This window comes from Nonomuraea sp. MTCD27 (genome assembly GCF_041950495.1).
In the GTDB taxonomy this organism is placed as follows: Bacteria; Actinomycetota; Actinomycetes; order Streptosporangiales; family Streptosporangiaceae; genus Nonomuraea.
In genome coordinates, this window is sequence record NZ_JBGNUW010000028.1 from 18,370 (window position 1) to 37,159 (window position 18,790).

Here is an 18,790-nt window from a genome sequence, read left to right on the forward strand (position 1 = left end):
CGTGCGGTCCTCGCGCTGGTGATGCTCGCTCACCCCGGCCGCGTCACCGACCTGACCCTCGACGCCGTCCCCGCCACCGCCCCCTGATCCACCCGGGTCAGCCGGCGCCGGGCAGAGCGAACCGTTCGGCGAACGCCGACATCTCGTCACGCTGGTGTTCCGGTTCCGCCGACGTGGGGCTGACCACGATGCGGGTCACGCCCTGCGCGGCGAACCGCTCGGCCCGTTCGGCGGACATGTCGATCGACCCCCACCGGGTGTACTCCAGCCGGCCGGGGTCACGGCCCGCCTCCGCGGCGGCGGCTCGGGCCAGCTCCCATTGGCTCGCGCGTTCCTCCGGGGTGAGCGCGCCACCCGGGAAATAGCCGTCGCCGCGCCGCCCGGCGCGTCGTGCGGCCGCCCGGCTCGACCCGCCGATGTGGATCGGCAGGCGCGTGGCCGCGTACGGCTTCGGGTAGCTGGTCACGTCGTCGAAGCCGAAGAACTCGCCGTCGAAGCCGACGCCCTTCTCATCGCCTTCCCACAGCAGCCGGAGCACGTCGATGGCCTCGTCGGTGCGGCGTCCGCGGCTGCTGAAGTCGACCCCCATCGCCCTGGCCTCGCCGGGCAGCGTGCCCAGCCCCACGGTGAGCAGCCGCATCCGCCCCTTGGACAGCACGTCGATGGTCGCCAGGCGCTTGGCCAGGACCACGGGGTGGTGGTACGGCAGCAGCAGCACGGCCGTGCCGAGCAGGATGCGCCGGGTGGCGGCCGCGGCGAAGGCCAGGCAGTCGAGCGGATCGGGATAGGGCAGGGACGGCGGAAACTCGAAGGGGCCGAGCGTGGCGCCGGGATACAGCACGACGTGCTCGGGCAGGTACAGCCCGTCGAAGCCGCAGTCCTCAGCATGCCGGGCATAGGCCACGAACCGGTCGGGGTCGAGCCCGTCGGCTGTCGAGTAGCTGATGGCAAATTTCATCGTCATCCTCGGAGATCAGAGTTCGCGTCACGCTACATCCCTGACATCGGCGTCAAGGCAAACGCCGACCGCCCGTCACGGCCTTCGACCCCTCGATGTCTCCGCCCCGACGCCGGCGTCAAGGGGTAGTGACGGGCGAGCGGGGCGCCGGCGTGCGAGCCGGCGGCGGGCTTGAGGAGCTGCGCGCCGGCTCGCGGCCTTCGACCGCACCGTGGAGATCACCAGCCCCCGCGGGCGGTCCGACCCTGGTGCGGATGGCGGTGCCATGCGAATCGTCGTAGCCGAAGACCTGTACCTCCTGCGCGACGGGATGGCCGAGGGTTATCAAAACCGCTCGGTTCCGCCCCCGTCGGCGTGTCCCGGCGAGGCGCCGGTGCCGGTGACGGTCACTTCCCGCCGCGTACGACCTGGATGGTCTTCGAGGTCGTGACCGGCGCGAGCGAGCTGTCGTCGGTGTAGGCGCGCATCGACTCGTTCGTCACCGAAACGGTCACCGTGCCACGGTTCAGTGCGGTGAGCGTGCGGGTCCGGGGGTCGAGGATCGCGACCTTGCCCTTGCGGCGGGCCGCGTCGACGGCCGCCTTCCCGCTGCCGATCGCCAGGTTGGACGAGCCGCTCCAGTCGACCGACATCGGATACCGCAGCGGCACCACACGCGTGCCCGCCGACACGCCCTCCGGCTGCACGATGCTGCCCGAGAGCTGCGCCGTCCCGCTCACCTCGACCGAGTCCGGGGCGTTGAGCGTGATGGACTGCGCGAAGGCGCGCACCTCCGCCTCGAGCCACTGCTGGTCCGCGTTCCGCCGCGGGTCCACAGACCAGTCGACCCACCCGGTGAAACCGCCGCGGTCCGGCGTGCCGTACGGGTTCTTGCCGGACGACGGCAGCACCATGTACGGGACGCCCTCCAGGCGGTGGACGTCGGCGATCTGGGCGTGGGAGCCGACCATCGCGGCGCCCTTGCCCGAGGAGCCACGGAAGTCCGTGAGCAGGTTCTCGATGAGCGCGACCTCGTCGCGGTCGCCGAGCTGGCTGGACTTCGCCTCGGCGGGGTCGTCCACCGGGTGATGGGCGAACACCAGGACGTTGCGTACCGACCGGTCCTTCTTGGCGTCGGCAAGCGCTTGCTGGACCATCGGGAGCTGGTCCCACGCCGTCCCGCGCAGCGACCCGAGGGAGCTGGCGAGCAGGATGAACCGGGTGCCCTTGTGGTCGAACGTCCGGTACGGCTGACCGAACTCGTTGCTGAAGTTCGTCAGGTCGGACTGGGTGTTGTTGAGACCGTAGGACTCGTGGTTGCCCGGCACGTAGTAGCACGGGATCGAGCCCGCCTTCGGGTCCGGCGTGCTGTCCTCCGGCGGCTCCTGGCCGACCGGGACGAGGCCGCACCCGGCGTCGGTGAGCACCTGGCGGGCAAGCGCGAGGTCCTGCGGCAGGCCACGGTCGGTGATGTCACCGTTGAGGACGATCAGGTCCGGCCTGGTCTGGCGGATCCGCTTGATGGCGGCCGTGGCGACCTGGGACAGCGCCGGGTTGTCGGCGGTGAACTGCACGTCCGACAGCGTGGCGAACTGCCAGGTGCCGTGGCCCTGGAGCAGCGTGCCGTCGTCGGAGACGAGCGGGTCGGGCCGCAGGTCGGGCTGGGCGGGCAAGTCGATCGGCGTCGGGACGTCGGCCTCGATGCGGTCCAGGACGAACGTGCCCGCCTTCTGCTGGGCGACGCTCGTGTTGATGCCCTGGAAGCCCGAGATCGAGATCGGGAACGCCGCGCTCGCCGGCAGCGTGAACGTCGCGTACTGCCAGTCGTCGCTCGCGGTCAGGGCGGTGCCGTAGACACCGGCGCTCTTGCCGTTCGCGTCGTAGTAGGCCAGGTACGTCAGGCCGTTCGGCACGCTGATGCTCGACCTGATCCGCGTCCGCAGGCGCAGCGGCTGGCCGGGCACCGGGACGCGCCGGGCCGCCGACACCGCCGCGATGCCCACGTTGCGCATCGCGGTGAAGTCGACCCGCAGCCCGTCGGGGTCCGCCGAGAACGTCGTGGCCGCGGTGCTGTTGTTGCGCCAGCGGGCGAGCACGTCGTCGTCGAAGTCGTAGACCGTCGTGGTCTGGACGCCGACCGAGATCGGCAGCTGGACCGACCTGCCGCCGGCGGAGACCGTGAGGATCGTGCCCGCGGCGGCGAGCGGGGTGATCTTCAGCTTGCCGTCCACCGGCTGGATGTCGACGACGCCGCGGTCGTAGTCGAGCGAGAGGTCCCGCGGGTCGATCGGGGCCGTGTAGCCCTGGTCGTCGCGGCCGGTCACGGAGACGGTGACCGCGTTGGCCGGGGTCGCGTCGGCGATCGACAGGCGCTGGGACGACAGCTCGACGCTGTCGACCGGGTTGAGGACGGTGACCTCCGCGCGCGCCTTCTGATGGCCCACCCGCGCCTCGACCTTGATGGAGCCCTGCGGCTTGGCCGGGGCCGCGAGCGTGCCGCCGCTGACGGACGCTCCCCGAGCGGACCACCGCACGGACTTCGGGTCGACCTCCACCGGCGTCTGGTGGTCGTCGACGCCCTCCGCGACGAGCGTACGGTGCAGCCCAGGGAAGACCTTCACGCCACCGTCGGCCGACGCCGCACCCGGCGCGGGCTTGACGAGGAGCTCGTGCAGCCTGCCGTCGCCCTTCGCGACGAACACCCCCACGCCGTTCGGGTCGTTGCGCTCGCGGCCGTCGGACGGGACGTTGCGGACGGTCGCGCCGTCCTCGCCGAGCGCGCGGGCGACCATCGTGGTCGAGCCGCCGCCGTCGAGGTTGACCGCGGTCTCCACGCCCATCGCGACGAGGTCACGCGCTTCCTTGTCGATCCCGACGCCGCCCTTGCCGGTGCCGCCCGGGCCGTCCCAGGTGGCGAGCACGAGCGTGCGGCCGCCGTCCTTGAAGCCGAGCGCGGTGCGCGGGGCGATCGAGGGGTCGAGGCCGGCGACGGCCTGGCCGCCGGAGACGATGGTGCCGCCGTGGCCGAGCGCGAACTTCATCTGCTTGGCGACGTCGTCGGCGAGCTCGTAGTCGAGCGCCACCGGGTCGCCGGGCCGCAGCGCGCGGATCGCGACCGCCGCGGCGTCGCGCCCGACGAGCACGAAGCCGCCGTCCGGGATCGTGCCCGAGCCCGCGGGACCGTTCGGCGTGACCGACACGACGGAGCCGTTCTCGACCAGCACCTCGGCGATCCGGTCGGTGCCCACGCCCCCCAGGCCGCGGTTGCGGCTGTAGTCGCCCCACGCGGAGGTGAACGCGATCAGGCCGTCCGCGGGGACCCCGCCGCCGTTCGCCGCGTTGATCGACAGGACCCGGTGGTCCGCGCCCGCGAAGTTCGCGGTCGCGTCGACCGTGAGGTCCACGAGCCGGGCGATGCCGTCGCCGCCGACGCCGACGTGCTGGCGGCCGCCGATGTCGGCGGTCTTGCGGAGCTGCCCGTTCTGGACCTCGCCGCCGAGCGCCGCGTTGGAGTTGCCGATGTCGAAGAACTCGCCGTTGACGCCCGCGACGGCGCCGGCCTTGTTGGCGGCCACGCTGAGCGGCCCGCCGAACGCGACCGGTCCGGCGGTCAGCAGGTCCGTGCCGACCGCGTTGTTGGACAGGTCCACGGTCAGGAAGTGCGCGTCGTACCAGCCCTTCTGGTCGAGCGCCTTCACGTGCTGCAGGTCGATCCCCGGACCGATCCGCTCGGCCGTGTCGATCAACGGAATTCCGCCGGTGACCGGCGCGGGCCGGCTGTCGTCCGCGTACGCGGCGGCAGGTAATGCCGCCAGCGTGGTCGCCGCGGCGAGCGCCACGATCAGTGGCGTCATATGACGATGGTTCAAGACCATCAATTTCATGGGAACCTCGGGTCAAAGGATGATGCGGAGGCAACGCCCCCGCCTGCCCCCCAGTTCGATCAAGGGCAGCACACGATTGAAGAGATCGTCCGAGACGCGCGGATGACGGCACCACGAGCACGCGATGAACCCTGCCGGAAGAGGCGGGGCGCTCCGCTGTGCGTCCTTTTACGTGGAACGCCGAGATCGGGAACGACGATCATCTGGTGTGCTCCTCAGCAACCGTGCTGTCTTCGCCAGCTCCGATCTCGACGAGGTCCGCGGCGAGGTCGCCAAGGTGTTCTGCCCGCACCGGCTCGACCTGGCCGGGGACGCGGACCTGCTGTCGGCCCGGTTCAACTCCGTCCAGCTCGGCTCGGTCCGCATCAGTTACCTCGACTACGGGGCCGACGTGCGCATCGAACCAGGCGACCTCGACACGTTCTTCCTGGCCATGTTCCCGCTCGCCGGGCGCAGCCTGATCCGCGCCGGTGACAAGGAGATCGTCTCCACCCCGTCGCTGGCCTCGCTGCCCTCGCCGACCCGCCACCTCGACATGCGCTGGGCCGCCGGCTGCCCCCAGCTGCTGGTCAAGTTCGAGCGCGCCTCGATCGAGCGCTCGCTGGAGCAGATGCTCGGCGAACAGCTCGACGAGCCGATCGTCTTCGACCTCGGCATGGACCTGACGACGGGCTGGACCCGGTCCTGGCGGGACATGGCCGACCTGCTCGTCAGGGAGGCCGAGCGCGACGACGGGCTGGCCGGCCACCCGCTGGCCATCACGCACCTGGAGAACGCGCTGATCACCCTGCTGCTGACCATGCAGCCGTCCAACTACCAGGAGCGGCTGACGGCGCCCAGGCCGCCCGCGCTGCCGAAGGTCGTGCGGCGGGCGATGGAGTTCATCGAGGGGCACGCCCACCTGCCGCTCACCACCACCGACATCGCCGGCGCCGTCGCGGTCAGCAGCCGCTCCCTCCAGGAGGGTTTCCGCGCGCATCTCGGGCTGACCCCGATGGCCCACCTCAGGCAGGTACGGCTGGCGCGGGTGCACGACGAGCTCAGGACGGCCGACCCCGCCAGGGCCACGGTGACCACGGTGGCCGCCCGATGGGGCTTCCTGCACCAGGGACGTTTCGCCGCCCAGTACCGCGAGAGGTACGGGCAGCCGCCGTCGAAGACGTTGCGCAGGGGTTCCGCGTCAGGTGGATGAGATCCGCGCTCAGCGGATGGCTCGGGCGGGCGCGCCGACCGTACCTTTCTTGTCAGGCGCCGATCAGAACCTCCACTCCTGACACACAAGGGACACACCACCATGCGCGACATCCTCATCGTCGGTGCCGGCCAGGCCGGCCTGCACCTGGCCATCGGCCTGCTCCAGCACGGCTACGACGTCACCGTGATCTCCAATCGCACCCCCGAGTCCATCCGCGACGGCCGGGTGATGTCCGGCCAGGCCATGTTCGGCACCGCCCAGGCCCACGAGCGCGAGCTCGGCCTGGACTGGTGGGCCGGCGTCTGCCCGCCCATCGAGGGCATCGCGCTCACGGTGCCGAGCCCGGAGGGCGGCAAGGCCCTCGACTGGGCGGCGCGGCTGGACGTCCCGGCCCGCTCGGTCGACCAGCGGCTGAAGATGCCGGCCTGGCTGGGCGAGTTCGAGCGGCTCGGCGGCAAGCTCGTCCTGCACGACGCCACCCCCGAGGACCTGGAGAGCTACGCCGCCCGGTACGACCTGGTGCTGGTCGCCGCCGGGAAGGGACAGATCGCCTCCCTCTTCGAGCGGGACCCCGCACGCTCCCCGTACACCGCCCCGCAGCGCGCGCTCGCGGTCACCTACGTCAACGGCCTGGCCCCCCGCCCCGATCACTCGGCGGTCTGCTTCAACCTGCTCCCCGGCGTGGGCGAGTACTTCGTCTTCCCCGCGCTCACGCACACCGGCCCCTGCGAGATCATGGTGTTCGAGGGCGTGCCGGGCGGTCCCATGGACTGCTGGGCCGACGTGCGCGGCCCCGCCGAGCATCTCGCGCGCAGCCGCCGGATCCTGGAGACCTTCTTCCCGTGGGAGGCCGAGCGCTGCGCCGGGATCGAGCTCACCGACGCCAACGCGGTCCTGACCGGCCGCTTCGCCCCCACGGTCCGCCGCCCCGTCGCCGTTCTGCCCTCCGGCGCGCCGGTGCTCGGCGTCGCCGACGTCGTGGTGCTCAACGACCCGATCACCGGGCAGGGCAGCAACAACGCCGCCAAGTGCGCCGCCACCTACCTGCGGGCCATCGTGGAACGGGGCGGGCAGCCGTTCGACGCGGACTGGATGCGGCGCACCTTCGACCTCTTCTGGGCCCAGGCCCAGCACGTCACGAACTGGACCAACGCCCTGCTGGCCCCGGCCGAACCCCACCACCTGGCGCTCCTGGGCGCCGCCGGACAGCATCCGGAGATCGCCTCCCGATTCGTCAACGGCTTCGACGACCCGGCCGACTACGCCGACTGGTTCATGGACGCCGGCCGGGCCGAGACCTACCTGAGCAGGGTCGCGGCATGAGATCGCTCCGTGAGGCCTTCGGGCAGTTCGCGACCGGGGTGGCGGTGATCACGACGGTGACCGCCGACGGGGAGCGGGCCGGCGTGACCGTCAACTCCTTCACCTCGGTCTCGCTCGATCCGCCGCTGGTGCTGTTCTGCCTGTCGAACCGGGCGCCCAGCGCGCCGCTCTTCCTGCGGGCCGGGCGGTTCGCCGTCAACGTCCTCGCCGCCGACCAGGACCACCTGTCCCGGCGCTTCGCCACGCCCGCGGCCGACAAGTTCGCCGGGGTGGAGCTGCTCGGCACGCCCCTGCCGATACTCGCCGGGACGCTGGCCAGTTTCGTCTGCCGTACGGAGCGCGTCCACGACGGCGGCGACCACCACATCGTCGTCGGGGCGGTGGAGCGCTACCAGCGGGCCGAAGGGGAGCCGCTCGTCTTCCACTCCGGCCGCTACCGGCAGTTCTGGTCCGAGCTGACCAGCGGCGGGAGCCGCGTGGCCAGCCGCGTCTGAAGACCTGGAGCCGTCCCGTGCCCGGACGTCCGCGGTCAGTACGCCCGGCCCCGTGACGTCGGCGGGATGTTGTGGTTGAGGTGGAAGACGTTGCCGGGGTCGTACCGGTCCTTGAGCGCCGTCAGCCGGGCCAGCTTCTCCTCGGGGTACGCGCGCCGCACGCCCGTCTCGCCCTCGTCGGTCAGGGCGTTGACGTAGGCGCCGGCGGCGAAGGGCTCCAGTGACGCCGCGTACCGTCGCGCGGCGGCGATGCGTTCCGCATCCTCGGCGGGATCGGACCAGCGCGCCGCCGCGACGAACTCGACGAGCGTGCCGCGGTGGCTGAAGGCCGTCTCGTCGTCGGCCACGTCCGCGATCGCGCCGCCGTACGACTGCAGGCCGGCCGAGGGCAGACAGGGCGCGTCGGCGGCGCCGCGGGCCAGGAAGGCGCGGACGGCGTCGTCGGGGAACTCGCGGAAGTAGTGGCCCTTCCAGTACCGGCGCCGCGTGTGGCCCTCGGCGCTGTCGTCCATCGTCTGGAGGTCGAGATAGGACAGCTCCCGGACGCGTTCGGCGACCGGGGATCCCAGGTCACGCAGTGCCGGCAGCAGGCGGCGTCCCTCGTCCGGGTCGCCCACCCAGACGTACCCCACGCCGGCCAGCGGCCGGCCGTGCAGCGCGGGCGGTAAGTGCGGCCAGTCGTCCGTGGTGCCGACCCACGCGGTCAGGGTGGCGCGGCGCGGCGCGTCGCCGATCAGCTCGCGCCATCCGCTCAGCACCGCCGCCGCGTCCTCAGGCAGGAAGTACAGGTCCACCAGGAGCGACCGGGTACCGACCTGGTGCAGGCGGAACTCGAACTCCGTCACCACGCCGAAGTTGCCGCCGCCACCGCGCAGCCCCCAGTACAGGTCGGCGTTCTCCTTGGCGTCCGCGCGCACCACGTCGCCGTCGGCGGTCACCATCTCGAAGGACGTCACGTTGTCGCACGACAGGCCGTACGCCCTGGCCAGCCAGCCCATCCCGCCGCCGAGTGTCAGCCCGCCCACGCCGGTGTGGGACACGTTCCCCGCCGTGGTGGCCAGGCCGTACGGCTGGGTCGCGCGGTCCAGGGCGCCGAGCAGCGCCCCACCCTGCACCCATGCGCGGCGGCCCACCGGATCCACGCGTACGGCGTCCATGGGCGACAGGTCGACCAGCAGGCCGCCGTCGGTCACCGGAAGCCCGAGGATGCTGTGCCCGCCGCAGAGCACCCCGATCTCGAGGCCCCGGGCGCGCCCGAAGCGCACCGCGGTGGCGACGTCGCCGCGGCCGGTGCAGCGGGCGATGACCGCCGGACGCCGGTCGACCATCGCGTTCCACACGCTCCGGTGCCTGTCATAACCCTCGTCGCCGGGCAGCAGCACCTGCCCCGCGAAGCCTCTCTCGAGTTCCGCCACGTCCGTGCGACTCGTACCCATGGACCCTCCGGTCGTGCGTGGGGTGCGCACTCACTATCCACAGCCGGGGTCCGCCGCGCCAGGGCATCAAGCGGGCATTTCACCGGGCATCGGTCATCGGAGGACCCCGCGAGCGACCGGAGGCCGGCGGACGGGCGAGTTCCGTCCGGGGTCTCCTTGCGGCGTGGGCGTGTCAGGCGGTGTCCCGCTTCATGGATTCGGCGACGGCGGCGATGTCCTCGCGGCCGTGGCCCGATTCGACCGCCCGCCGCAGCGTGTCACGCAGGACGCCGGGCAGCCGAGGTTGCCGGTCGCGCTCGTCGGCGAGCAGCCCCAGGTCCTTGAGCGCGAGTTCGAGCGGGAATCCGGCCGGGTAGGCGCGGGCGCGGATCTCCTCGGCCTTCTGCATCGCGTACGGCATGCGGAGCGGGCCGTCGTCCAGCACCTGCAGCACCAGGGAGGGATCCACGCGCAACTGCTCGCAGGCGAGCAGGGTGTCGGCCATGGCCACCACCGACGCCGTCATCCAGCTGTTGACGATCAGCTTCACCCGGGAGGCCTGCGCCCCGGTGCCCACGTGGACGGTGTGCGAGCCGAGCACATCGAGCACCGGCCGGGCGTGGTCGAGCGCCTCCTTGTCACCGGAGACGATCAGTGTCAGGGTGCCGTGCGCGGCCGGTTCGCTGCTGCCGGACACGGGGCTGTCGATCATGCGCCGCCCGGCCTCGGTGGCCTGCCGGAGCAGCCGCTCGGCCCACGTGCCACCCACCGTGCTCATCTGCAGCCAGACGGCCTCGGCGGCCATGGCGGGCAGGAACCGGGCCGCCAGCGAGGCGACCACGTCGCCGGTCGGCAGCGTGGTGAGGACGGCGTCGGCGTCGCGTACGGCCTCCTCCACGCTGTCCGCCGCGGTCACGTCCCAGGGCGCGAGTGCCCGGACCTTGTCCGCGGACCTGTTCCAGGCGCGCACGTCCAGGCCCTGCCCGGCCATGCGCCGGGCCATCGCCGCCCCCATCAGCCCGGTGCCGAGCACTGCGACAGTGGTCATCACATTCCCTCCGGTACGGGTCCCTGCACGGCACGGCGGCGGCCATGATGCCGGGTCAAGCACAGCTCCGTACGACCCAGCCGTACCTTCTCCATGACGGCCTCCCCCTCAGGGACTTCCCCTCGGCGGCCTGCGCGCCGCGGTCATGGAGGCAAAGACCGATCATGCAAACGGCAACGGAGGCGCGCCCCCCTGCTCGTGCGGCCCCCACCACAGGTGCCGTGCGGCGCGTGAGATGCTGCATTTGTGACCACGACTGAGCATGCCGAACCGGCCCCACGCCGCCGGCGGGGCCGACCCGGCTATGACCAGTCCGCGATCCTGCGCGCCGCGATCGAGATGTTCAACCGCCGCGGCTACGACGCCACCAGCATGGGTGACCTGGCCAAGGAGCTGGGGCTGACCAAGCCGGCCATCTACCATCACGTCACCAGCAAGGAGCAACTGCTCGGCCAGGCGCTGGACGACGCGCTCGACGAGCTGACCGCCGTCGTGACCCAGGCGTCGCGCGACCAGGCCGGCGTCAGCGCCTACGAGCGGCTGCGCGAGGTGCTGCGGCGCAGCGTGGAGGTGCTGGTGGCGCACCAGCCGTCCGTCACGCTCCTGCTGCGGGTGCGCGGCAACAGCGAGGTCGAGCTGGCGGCGCTGGAGCGGCGGCGCTGGCTCGACGACCGGCTGGCCGCGCTCGTGGCGGACGCCGTCGCGGAGGGCGCGCTGCGCGACAGCGTGCCGCCGGCGCTGGTGAGCCGGCTGCTGTTCGGCATGGTGAACTCGCTGGTCGAGTGGTACCGGCCGGACGGCGCGTACGATCTGGCGATGGTCGCCGACGCGATCACCGCCATCGCCTTCGACGGCCTGGCCAAGCACGAGGCGTGAGCCGCGGCCGGCGGCCCCTGCCCCCCGACCGTGGTGAGCGGGCGGGGTCACCAGGTGTAGAAGCCCTGCCCCGTCTTGCGCCCGAGGTGCCCGGCCGCGACCAGGTCGCGCAGGATGCGCGGCGGCTCGAAGCGGGGCCCGAGTTCGCGGGCCAGGTGCTCGGCGATGGCCAGGCGCACGTCGAGGCCCACGATGTCGGTGGTGCGCAGCGGCCCGGCCGGGTGCCGGTAGCCGAGGGTCATCGCGGTGTCGATGTCGGCCGCGCTCGCCACCCCCTCTTCGAGCATGCGCATCGCCTCCAGCGCCAGGCACACCCCGAGCCGGCTGCTGGCGAAGCCCGGCGAGTCGGTCACGGTGATGGGCGTCTTGCCGAGGGCGGTCACCCAGCTCCGGGCCTGGGTCAGGAGGGCGGGCTCAGTGGCGGGCGCGGCGACGATCTCGACGAGGTCGCTCACGGGGACGGGGTTGAAGAAGTGCAGGCCGAGGAAGCGGCCGGGCGCGGCCAGGCCGGCGGCGAGCCCGGCCAGGGACAGGCTGCTGGTGTTCGTGGCGAGCACCGCGCCGGGGGCCCGCTTCTCGGCGACGGCCAGCACCTCGGCCTTCAGCGCGGCGTCCTCCGGCACGGCCTCGATGACGAGCTCGCAGCCGGCCAGGCCGGCGGGATCGGTCGTGGTCCGCAGCCGGGACAGGGCCGTGCCGGGCGGTTCGCCGAGCGTGCCCTTCTCGGCGGCCTTGGCCAGGCTGCCGTCCACGCGGGCGCGCGCGGCGGCGGCCGTCTCGTCGTCGTTCTCGACGACGACCACGGAGCTGCCCGCGACGAGGAAGGCGTGCGCGATCCCGGCGCCCATCCGGCCGCCGCCGTAGACGCCCACGATGCGGGGCAGGTCAGCGTTCATGACGTGGGTCCTTTCCGGTTACGGCGGTCCAGGAACGCCGTCATGCGTGCGTGTTTGTCCTCGGTCTCGAACAGGACCGCCTGCGCCACGTCGTCGATGAACGGATGCGCGTCCCGTGGGGCGGGGAAGACGGCCTTCATCAGCCTCATGGGCGCTCCGCCGGCGTCCGGACGGCGGAGACGACGAAGGATCCGGGCACGTGGCAGCTCCTGTCTTCGAGGGTGCGGTGGTTCAGGCGTCGTAGTCGACGGTGACGTTCTCGCCGGCCGGGTACGTCTGGCAGGTGAGCACGAACCCGGCGGCCACCTCGGACGGTTCGAGGGCGTAGTTGCGGCGCATGTCGACCTCGCCCGCGCGCACGACGGCCCTGCAGGTGCCGCAGACGCCGCCCTTGCAGGCGAACGGCAGGTCGGCGCGGGTGGCCTGGGCGCCGTCGAGGAGGGTCGACTCCCGGGAGACCGTCGAGGTCGTGCGCAGGCCGTCGAGGACGGTGGTCAGCTCGGTGGTGGCGCCGGGCGGGAGCCCGCCCTCGGTCCGCCTCGGCGGGGGCGGCGGGGCGTCGGCGTAGAACAGCTCGACGTGTACGCGTCCGGCGGCGACGCCGAGCTCGGCGAGCACGGGCCGCGCCTCCTCGATCATCTGCAGCGGCCCGCACAGCCAGACGTGGTCGAACACCTCGGCGGGGACGAGGCTGGTGAGCAGGCGGCGCAGCCGGTCGCCGTCGAGCCGGCCGGACAGCAGCTCGACGTCGCGCGGCTCGCGCGAGAGCGTGTGCACGACCTGGAACCGGGGGCCGTAGCGGTTCTTCAGGTCGCCGAGCTCCTCGGTGAACATGACGGTACGGCTGGTGCGGTTGCCGTACAGGAGCGAGACCTGCGCGCCGGGGTGGGTGAGCACCGTCGAGGCGACCGACAGCATTGGGGTGATGCCCGAGCCGGCGGCGACGCACAGGTGCCGCTCCCCCGGCTCCGGGTCGGCCTGCCAGGAGCCGGTGGGCGGCTGGACCTCGATCCGGGTGCCCGGCGTCACCTCGCGGACCAGCCAGGAGGAGAACAGGCCGCCGGGGATCTCGCGGACGCCGATGCGCGGCGCGGCACCCACGGGGGCGCAGATCGAGTAGGAGCGGCGGTGCTCGCGCCCGTCGATGACGCGGCGCAGGGTGAGCGACTGCCCGGCCCGGAAGGCGTACGCGGCACGCAGCTCGCCGGGGACGGCGAACGTGATCGCGGCGGCGTCCTCGCACAGCCGGTCCACCGCCGCCACGGTCAGCGGATGGAAGACCGCGGCCCTGGACGGCGCGGGCGCGAGCGTGGTCATGGTCAGATCTCCTTGACGTGCTCGAACGGTTCGAGGCAGCCGGTGCAGCGGTAGAGGGCCTTGCAGGCGGTGGCGCCGAACTCGGAGGTGAGCCGGGTGGCGGCCGAGCCGCAGCGCGGGCATGGCGGCGCGGGGCGGGCCGGGCCGAGCGTGAGCGGGACCGGTCCGGCGCGCCGGGGGGCCGGGCCGGGGGCCGACAGCCCGGCGGCGCGCAGGGCGGCCCGGCCGCGTTCGGAGATCCAGTCGGTGGACCACGGCGGGTCGAGCACGATCCGCACCTCCACGCGGTCGAACCCGGCGTCGTTGAGCCGGTGGACGAGGTCGTCGCGCATGGTGGCCATGGCCGGGCAGCCGGTGTAGGTGGGGGTGATCGAGGCGATGACGACCTCGGCGCCGCCGGCGTCCCGTGTCACCTCGACGCCGCGCAGCACGCCGAGGTCGGCGAGGGTGAGCATCGGCATCTCGGGGTCGCGCACCTGCCCGGCGACCTCGGCGGCCCGGCGCCCGGCGTCCGCCGTCCCCCGCTCGCGTGCCCGGCCGTCGGCCGGGTGGCGCCGGGCGTTCACCAGCGCCCGCTCGGGTGGGCGCGGGCGACCACCTGCATCTCGGCGAGCAGCCGGCTGAAGACCTCGGTGTGCACGCCGTCGCGGCCCGTCCGGCCGCCGACGCCCGCCAGCGGCCCCCGCTCGGGGCGGGTGACGCCGCTGACGGCGAACACCTGGTCGAGGACGGCGTCCACCTCCTCGCGCAGGGACGCGGGGTCCACGCCGACCCCGGCCCGGTCCAGGGAACGTTCGAGGGGGTGCGGGGCGACCAGCTCCGCCTGCAACGGCCACAGGGCGTCGAGGGCGGCCAGGAGCCTGCGGTGGGACTCCTCGGTGCCGAGCGCGAGCGTGCGGAACCAGCGCCCGGCCCAGTCACGGTGGTAGGCGACCTCCTTGACGCCCTTGGCGGCCACGGCGGCCAGCACGTGGTCACGGCTGGCGCGCAGCCGTTCCAGCAGCGCGAGCCGGGCCGCCGAGAACAGCAGCAGGCGGACCACGACGTGCGCGAAGTCGCCGTTGGCCACCTCGGCCAGGCGCACGTTGCGGAAGTCGCGGTCGTCGCGGAAGAAGGCGAGCGCGTCCTCGGGCGGCACCGGGGAGCCCTCGGGCAGCGCGGGCACGACGCCCGGGTCGGCGGCGGCCGCCCGCGCCAGGAGCAGGCGCGCCTGCCCGAGCAGGTCGAGGGCCATGTTCGCGAGCGCGATGTCCTCTTCGAGGTCGGGGGCGCGGCTGCACCACTCCGACAGGCGCTGCGACATGATCAGGGCGTCGTCGCCGAGCATGAGGCAGTACGCGGCCAGCTCGGCGGGGTCCACGCCGTCGGGCGTCGTGGCGTCGACGCCGGCCAGCGGGTCCTCGAAGTCGGTGCCGAAGGCCCACTGGGACGAGTCACCGCCGAGCAGGCCGTCGAAGACGCTGCCGGATTCGTCGCTCATGATGGTGCCGGTTCCTCACATGTGCGGGACGTCGTCGGGGATCTCGTAGAACGTCGGGTGCCGGTAGACCTTGTCGCCGTTCGGCGCGAACAGCGGGTCCTTCTCGTCCGGGCTGGAGGCGGTGATGGCGTCGGCCCGCACGACCCAGATGCTGACGCCCTCGTTGCGCCGGGTGTAGACGTCGCGGGCGTGCCGCAGGGCCATCGCGTCGTCCGGGGCGTGCAGCGACCCGACGTGTACGTGGTTGAGGCCGCGCTTGCCCCGGACGAACACCTCGTACAGCGGCCATTCCCGCCGGTCGGCGCTCATCGGGAGCCCTCCTGCGCGGTGCGGTCGGCGAAGGCGGTGGCGGCCTCGCGTACCCAGGCGCCGTCGTCGTGCGCGGCCCGGCGGTGGGCCAGGCGCTGCGCGTTGCACGGCCCGTCGCCCCGGATGACGGCGGCGAGCTCCCGCCAGTCGGGCTCGCCGAAGTCGTAGTGGCCGCGCTCCTCGTTCCAGCGCAGGCCGGGGTCGGGCAGCCTCACGCCGAGCGCCTCGGCCTGCGGAACCGTCATGTCGACGAACTTCTGGCGCAGCTCGTCGTTGGAGTTGCGCTTGATGCCCCACGCCATGGACCGCTCGCTGTTGGGCGACTGCGAGTCCGGCGGGCCGAACATCATCAGCGAGGGCCACCAGAACCGGTCGACCGACTCCTGCACCATGGCGCGCTGGGCGTCGGTGCCGCGCATCATCGTCATCAGCAGCTCGTAGCCCTGCCGCTGGTGGAAGGACTCCTCCTTGCAGATGCGGATCATGGCCCGGCCGTAGGGGCCGTAGGAGGTGCGGCAGAGCGGCACCTGGTTGCAGATGGCGGCGCCGTCCACGAGCCAGCCGATGGTGCCGACGTCGGCGTAGGACAGTGTCGGGTAGTTGAAGATCGAGGAGTATTTCTGCCGGCCGCTGAGCAGCAGGTCGGTCAGCTCGGCTCGGGAGACGCCCAAGGTTTCGCACGCGGAGTACAGGTAGAGCCCGTGTCCTGCCTCGTCCTGCACCTTGGCCAGCAGGATCGCCTTGCGGCGCAGGGACGGCGCGCGGCCGATCCAGTTGCCCTCGGGCTGCATGCCGATGATCTCGGAGTGGGCGTGCTGGGCGATCTGGCGGACGAGCGTCCTGCGGTAGGCGTCCGGCATCCAGTCCCGGGGCTCGATGCGGTCGTGGCGGGCGATCGTCGCGTCGAACCCGGCCTGCAGCCGGGCCTCCAGGTCCGGTGCCGCTGGGGTGGTCGTCATCTTTCCTCCGACACCTCGAGCTCATTTACTTATCGCTCGGTCAGTAATAAGGTCGCACAGGGAGGGGTGCCCGCGCAACAGGTCACGCCCGCGGAGAGGAGACAGTGTGAGCACGCTGCTGGAGAGCTATGCCGCCGGACGATGGTTCCGCGCGTCCGACGACGGGGAACCGCTGCTCGACGCGGCCACGGGTGAGGAGGTCGCGCGCATCTCCAGCCGGGGGCTGGACGTCGCCGCGATGGTCCGCCACGCCCGCGGCACCGGTGGACCGGCGCTGCGGTCCCTGACGTTCCACGAACGGGCCGCGCTGCTCAAGGCGCTGGCCAAGCACCTGTCCGAGCGCAAGGAGGAGTTGTACGCGCTGTCCGTACGCACCGGCGCCACCTCCCGCGACACCGCCATCGACGTGGACGGCGGCATCGGCACCCTGTTCAGCTACGCGAGCAAGGGCGTGCGCGAGCTGCCCAACGACACGATCGTCCTGGACGGCGGCCTGGAGCGGCTGGGCAAGGGCGGCACGTTCGTCGGCCAGCACGTCTACACGTCCCGGCCGGGCGTGGCGGTGCAGATCAACGCCTTCAACTTCCCCGTCTGGGGCATGCTGGAGAAGCTCGCCCCGGCCTTCCTCGCCGGGCTGCCCTCGATCGTCAAGCCCGGCAGCCAGACCGCCTACCTCACCGAGCTGGCCGTGCGGCTGATCGTGGAGTCCCAGATCCTGCCCGAGGGCACGCTCCAGCTCGTCGCGGGCGGCGCGGGCGGGCTGCTCGACGAGCTGACCGTGCAGGACTCCGTGGCCTTCACCGGCTCGGCGCACACCGCGGGGATCCTGCGCCGTCACCCGAACGTGCTGGACGGCGGCGTCGTCCTCGGGGTCGAGGCCGACTCCCTCAACTGCTCGATCCTCGGCCCCGACGTGCGGGCCGACGATCCGGAGTTCGACCTGTTCGTCAAGGGCGTCGTCACCGAGATGACGGTCAAGGCCGGGCAGAAGTGCACGGCCATCCGCCGGGTGCTCGTACCCGGCGCGCTGGCCGGCCAGGTGGTGGAGGCGCTGGCCGAGCGCCTGGCGAACGTGAGCGTCGGCGACCCGCGCAACCCCGACGTGCGGATGGGCGCGCTGGCCGGCCTCGGGCAGCGCGAGGAGGTGCGCAAGGCCGTCGAGGCGCTGCGCGCGAGCGCAGACGTGGTGGTCGGCGACCCCGCGGGCGACGCCCTGCTGGACGGGGACGCCACGCGCGGCGCGTTCATGACCCCGCTCGTGCTCCTGGCGCGGCCCGGCGCCACCGAGCCGCACGACGTCGAGCCGTTCGGCCCGGTCAGCACCGTGCTCGCCTATGACGGCCTGGACGAGGCGGTCGCCCTGGCCGCGCGCGGCAGGGGCAGCCTGGTCGCCTCGGTCGCCACCCACGACCCGGACGTCGCCCGGTCCGTCGTGCTCGGGCTCGCGCCGTGGCACGGCCGGGTCCTCGTCCTGGACAGGGACGACGCCAAGGAGTCCACCGGGCACGGCTCGCCGCTGCCCGTCCTCGTGCACGGCGGCCCCGGGCGGGCCGGCGGCGGCGAGGAGCTGGGCGGGGTACGCGGCGTGCTGCACCACATGCAGCGCACCGCCGTGCAGGCCTCGCCCGACCTGCTGACCGCCGTCACCGGACGCTGGACGACCGGCGCCGCCCGCGCCGAGTCCGGCGTGCACCCCTTCCGCAAGTCGCTGGCCGACCTGCGGATCGGCGACACGATCGCCTCGGCGCCGCGCACGGTCTCGCTCGCCGACATCGAGCACTTCGCCGAGTTCACCGGTGACACCTTCTACGCCCACACCGACCCCGAAGCGGCCGCGCGCAACCCGCTGTTCGGCGGCATCGTGGCCCACGGCTACCTGGTCGTCTCGCTGGCCGCCGGGCTGTTCGTGGATCCGGCCCCGGGGCCCGTGCTGGCGAACTTCGGCGTGGACACCCTGCGTTTCCTCACCCCGGTCAAGGCGGGCGACGCCATCGCCGTGACGCTGACCGTCAAGCAGATCACGCCGCGCAGCGGGGCCGACTACGGCGAGGTCCGCTGGGACGCCGTCGTCACCAACCAGGAGGGCAAGGCGGTCGCCACCTATGACGTCCTGACCCTGGTGGCCAAGACCTGGGACGCCCCGTGAACGGGGCCGCGGTCCTCGTCGAGCGCGACGGCGCCGTGGCCGTCGTGACGCTGAACCGTCCCGAGCGCCGCGACGCGCTGGACGGCAAGACCAAGACGGCGCTGCGCGGCGCGCTGGAGGACGTCGCCGCCGACGGATCCGTCCGGGCGGTGCTGCTGACCGGTGCGGGTGGCGCGTTCTGCGCCGGTCAGGATCTGGCCGAGCACGCGGCGGCGCTGCGTGCCGACCCGGCACACGCGTTCGACACCGTCGAGGGGGACTACGCGCCGGTGGTCCGGCTGCTGGCCATGATGGACAAGCCGGTCGTGGCGGCGGTCAACGGCACCTGCGTGGGCGCCGGGCTGGCCCTGGCACTGGCCTGCGACCTGCGGGTGCTCGCCGCGCGGCAGGCGGTGGAGTGGGGGATCTCGGGGCGCGTGGTGCCGCCGGATGACGTGGGCGAGGTGGCGCGGGCGCTGGCGACCCGGCTCACGGTGAGCGACACACGGATCCCCGTAGCGGCATGAGGTAG

Annotated in this window: 17 protein-coding genes; 6 read left to right on the forward strand and 11 right to left on the reverse strand. The window is 72.9% G+C overall.

What is annotated here, in order from left to right:
- Positions 1-97 precede the first annotated feature (97 nt).
- Positions 98-958, reverse strand: a complete 861-nt coding sequence (locus tag ACBJ59_RS52645; protein ID WP_375117527.1) for a TIGR03619 family F420-dependent LLM class oxidoreductase — start codon at positions 956-958, stop codon at positions 98-100.
- Positions 959-1,344: 386 nt separating this feature from the next.
- Positions 1,345-4,791: a phosphodiester glycosidase family protein gene (locus ACBJ59_RS52650; protein WP_375117528.1), complete on the reverse strand. Its 3,447-nt coding sequence runs from the start codon at positions 4,789-4,791 to the stop codon at positions 1,345-1,347.
- A gap of 238 nt (positions 4,792-5,029) precedes the next feature.
- Here ACBJ59_RS52650 and ACBJ59_RS52655 point away from each other — a divergent pair, with 238 nt between their 5' ends.
- The 3 genes from ACBJ59_RS52655 (at position 5,030) to ACBJ59_RS52665 (ending at position 7,833) form a co-directional block, all read left to right on the forward strand.
- Positions 5,030-6,013, forward strand: a complete 984-nt coding sequence (locus ACBJ59_RS52655) for an AraC family transcriptional regulator (RefSeq protein ID WP_375117529.1) — start codon at positions 5,030-5,032, stop codon at positions 6,011-6,013.
- A 102-nt stretch (positions 6,014-6,115) separates the two neighbouring features.
- Complete coding sequence (locus ACBJ59_RS52660; protein WP_375117530.1) at positions 6,116-7,339, forward strand: styrene monooxygenase/indole monooxygenase family protein; 1,224 nt, start codon at positions 6,116-6,118, stop codon at positions 7,337-7,339.
- The gene (locus ACBJ59_RS52665) at positions 7,336-7,833 is read left to right on the forward strand and encodes a flavin reductase family protein (RefSeq protein WP_375117531.1); all 498 of its coding nucleotides are present in this window, start codon (positions 7,336-7,338) and stop codon (positions 7,831-7,833) included. Before ACBJ59_RS52660 ends, ACBJ59_RS52665 begins: the two co-directional genes overlap by 4 nt.
- A gap of 35 nt (positions 7,834-7,868) precedes the next feature.
- Here the strand turns inward: ACBJ59_RS52665 and ACBJ59_RS52670 are convergent, their stop codons facing one another.
- Both ACBJ59_RS52670 and ACBJ59_RS52675 read right to left on the reverse strand, forming a co-directional pair.
- Positions 7,869-9,248: an FAD-binding oxidoreductase gene (locus ACBJ59_RS52670; protein WP_375117532.1), complete on the reverse strand. Its 1,380-nt coding sequence runs from the start codon at positions 9,246-9,248 to the stop codon at positions 7,869-7,871.
- 193 nt (positions 9,249-9,441) lie between these two features.
- A complete protein-coding gene (locus ACBJ59_RS52675) occupies positions 9,442-10,296 on the reverse strand; it encodes an NAD(P)-dependent oxidoreductase (RefSeq protein ID WP_375117533.1) in 855 nt (284 codons plus the stop codon).
- 246 nt (positions 10,297-10,542) lie between these two features.
- Between ACBJ59_RS52675 and ACBJ59_RS52680 the strand changes: the two genes are divergently transcribed.
- Entirely contained in the window at positions 10,543-11,172 is a 630-nt protein-coding gene (locus ACBJ59_RS52680) for a TetR/AcrR family transcriptional regulator (RefSeq protein ID WP_364133131.1), read from the forward strand.
- Positions 11,173-11,219: 47 nt separating this feature from the next.
- Here the strand turns inward: ACBJ59_RS52680 and ACBJ59_RS52685 are convergent, their stop codons facing one another.
- The 7 genes from ACBJ59_RS52685 to paaA all read right to left on the reverse strand — a co-directional run bounded on the left by ACBJ59_RS52685 (position 11,220) and on the right by paaA (position 16,133).
- Positions 11,220-12,068 carry a 3-hydroxyacyl-CoA dehydrogenase family protein gene (locus ACBJ59_RS52685; protein ID WP_375117534.1) on the reverse strand — a complete coding sequence of 283 codons (849 nt, stop codon included), beginning with the start codon at positions 12,066-12,068 and terminating at the stop codon, positions 11,220-11,222.
- Positions 12,065-12,217 carry a hypothetical protein gene (locus tag ACBJ59_RS52690; RefSeq protein ID WP_375117535.1) on the reverse strand — a complete coding sequence of 51 codons (153 nt, stop codon included), beginning with the start codon at positions 12,215-12,217 and terminating at the stop codon, positions 12,065-12,067. The genes ACBJ59_RS52685 and ACBJ59_RS52690 overlap by 4 nt, the downstream gene beginning before the upstream one ends.
- 82 nt (positions 12,218-12,299) lie before the next feature.
- The gene (gene paaE, locus ACBJ59_RS52695) at positions 12,300-13,385 is read right to left on the reverse strand and encodes a 1,2-phenylacetyl-CoA epoxidase subunit PaaE (protein WP_375117536.1); all 1,086 of its coding nucleotides are present in this window, start codon (positions 13,383-13,385) and stop codon (positions 12,300-12,302) included.
- Between the two features lie 2 nt (positions 13,386-13,387).
- The gene (paaD, locus tag ACBJ59_RS52700; RefSeq protein WP_375117537.1) at positions 13,388-13,951 is read right to left on the reverse strand and encodes a 1,2-phenylacetyl-CoA epoxidase subunit PaaD; all 564 of its coding nucleotides are present in this window, start codon (positions 13,949-13,951) and stop codon (positions 13,388-13,390) included.
- Complete coding sequence (gene paaC, locus ACBJ59_RS52705; protein ID WP_375117538.1) at positions 13,948-14,865, reverse strand: 1,2-phenylacetyl-CoA epoxidase subunit PaaC; 918 nt, start codon at positions 14,863-14,865, stop codon at positions 13,948-13,950. Before paaC ends, paaD begins: the two co-directional genes overlap by 4 nt.
- Positions 14,866-14,880: 15 nt before the next feature.
- Positions 14,881-15,174, reverse strand: a complete 294-nt coding sequence (gene paaB / locus ACBJ59_RS52710; RefSeq protein WP_364133144.1) for a 1,2-phenylacetyl-CoA epoxidase subunit PaaB — start codon at positions 15,172-15,174, stop codon at positions 14,881-14,883.
- Complete coding sequence (gene paaA / locus ACBJ59_RS52715; RefSeq protein WP_375117539.1) at positions 15,171-16,133, reverse strand: 1,2-phenylacetyl-CoA epoxidase subunit PaaA; 963 nt, start codon at positions 16,131-16,133, stop codon at positions 15,171-15,173. Before paaA ends, paaB begins: the two co-directional genes overlap by 4 nt.
- 106 nt (positions 16,134-16,239) lie before the next feature.
- Here paaA and paaZ point away from each other — a divergent pair, with 106 nt between their 5' ends.
- Together paaZ and ACBJ59_RS52725 are read left to right on the forward strand one after the other, a co-directional pair.
- Positions 16,240-18,279, forward strand: coding sequence for a phenylacetic acid degradation bifunctional protein PaaZ (gene paaZ / locus ACBJ59_RS52720; protein ID WP_375117540.1), 2,040 nt, complete (start codon positions 16,240-16,242; stop codon positions 18,277-18,279).
- Positions 18,276-18,785: an enoyl-CoA hydratase/isomerase family protein gene (locus ACBJ59_RS52725; protein ID WP_375117541.1), complete on the forward strand. Its 510-nt coding sequence runs from the start codon at positions 18,276-18,278 to the stop codon at positions 18,783-18,785. The genes paaZ and ACBJ59_RS52725 overlap by 4 nt, the downstream gene beginning before the upstream one ends.
- Positions 18,786-18,790: the final 5 nt, after the last annotated feature.

What these genes read in the sequence shown, in the direction of transcription:
- ACBJ59_RS52645 (WP_375117527.1), bottom strand. Translation starts at nt 958, where the DNA reads ATGAAATTTGCCATCAGCTACTCGACAGCCGACGGGCTCGACCCCGAC.
- ACBJ59_RS52650 (WP_375117528.1), bottom strand. Translation starts at nt 4,791, where the DNA reads ATGACGCCACTGATCGTGGCGCTCGCCGCGGCGACCACGCTGGCGGCA.
- ACBJ59_RS52660 (WP_375117530.1), top strand. Translation starts at nt 6,116, where the DNA reads ATGCGCGACATCCTCATCGTCGGTGCCGGCCAGGCCGGCCTGCACCTG.
- ACBJ59_RS52665 (WP_375117531.1), top strand. Translation starts at nt 7,336, where the DNA reads ATGAGATCGCTCCGTGAGGCCTTCGGGCAGTTCGCGACCGGGGTGGCG.
- ACBJ59_RS52675 (WP_375117533.1), bottom strand. Translation starts at nt 10,296, where the DNA reads ATGACCACTGTCGCAGTGCTCGGCACCGGGCTGATGGGGGCGGCGATG.
- ACBJ59_RS52685 (WP_375117534.1), bottom strand. Translation starts at nt 12,068, where the DNA reads ATGAACGCTGACCTGCCCCGCATCGTGGGCGTCTACGGCGGCGGCCGG.
- ACBJ59_RS52690 (WP_375117535.1), bottom strand. Translation starts at nt 12,217, where the DNA reads ATGAGGCTGATGAAGGCCGTCTTCCCCGCCCCACGGGACGCGCATCCG.
- paaE (WP_375117536.1), bottom strand. Translation starts at nt 13,385, where the DNA reads ATGACCACGCTCGCGCCCGCGCCGTCCAGGGCCGCGGTCTTCCATCCG.
- paaC (WP_375117538.1), bottom strand. Translation starts at nt 14,865, where the DNA reads ATGAGCGACGAATCCGGCAGCGTCTTCGACGGCCTGCTCGGCGGTGAC.
- paaB (WP_364133144.1), bottom strand. Translation starts at nt 15,174, where the DNA reads ATGAGCGCCGACCGGCGGGAATGGCCGCTGTACGAGGTGTTCGTCCGG.
- paaA (WP_375117539.1), bottom strand. Translation starts at nt 16,133, where the DNA reads ATGACGACCACCCCAGCGGCACCGGACCTGGAGGCCCGGCTGCAGGCC.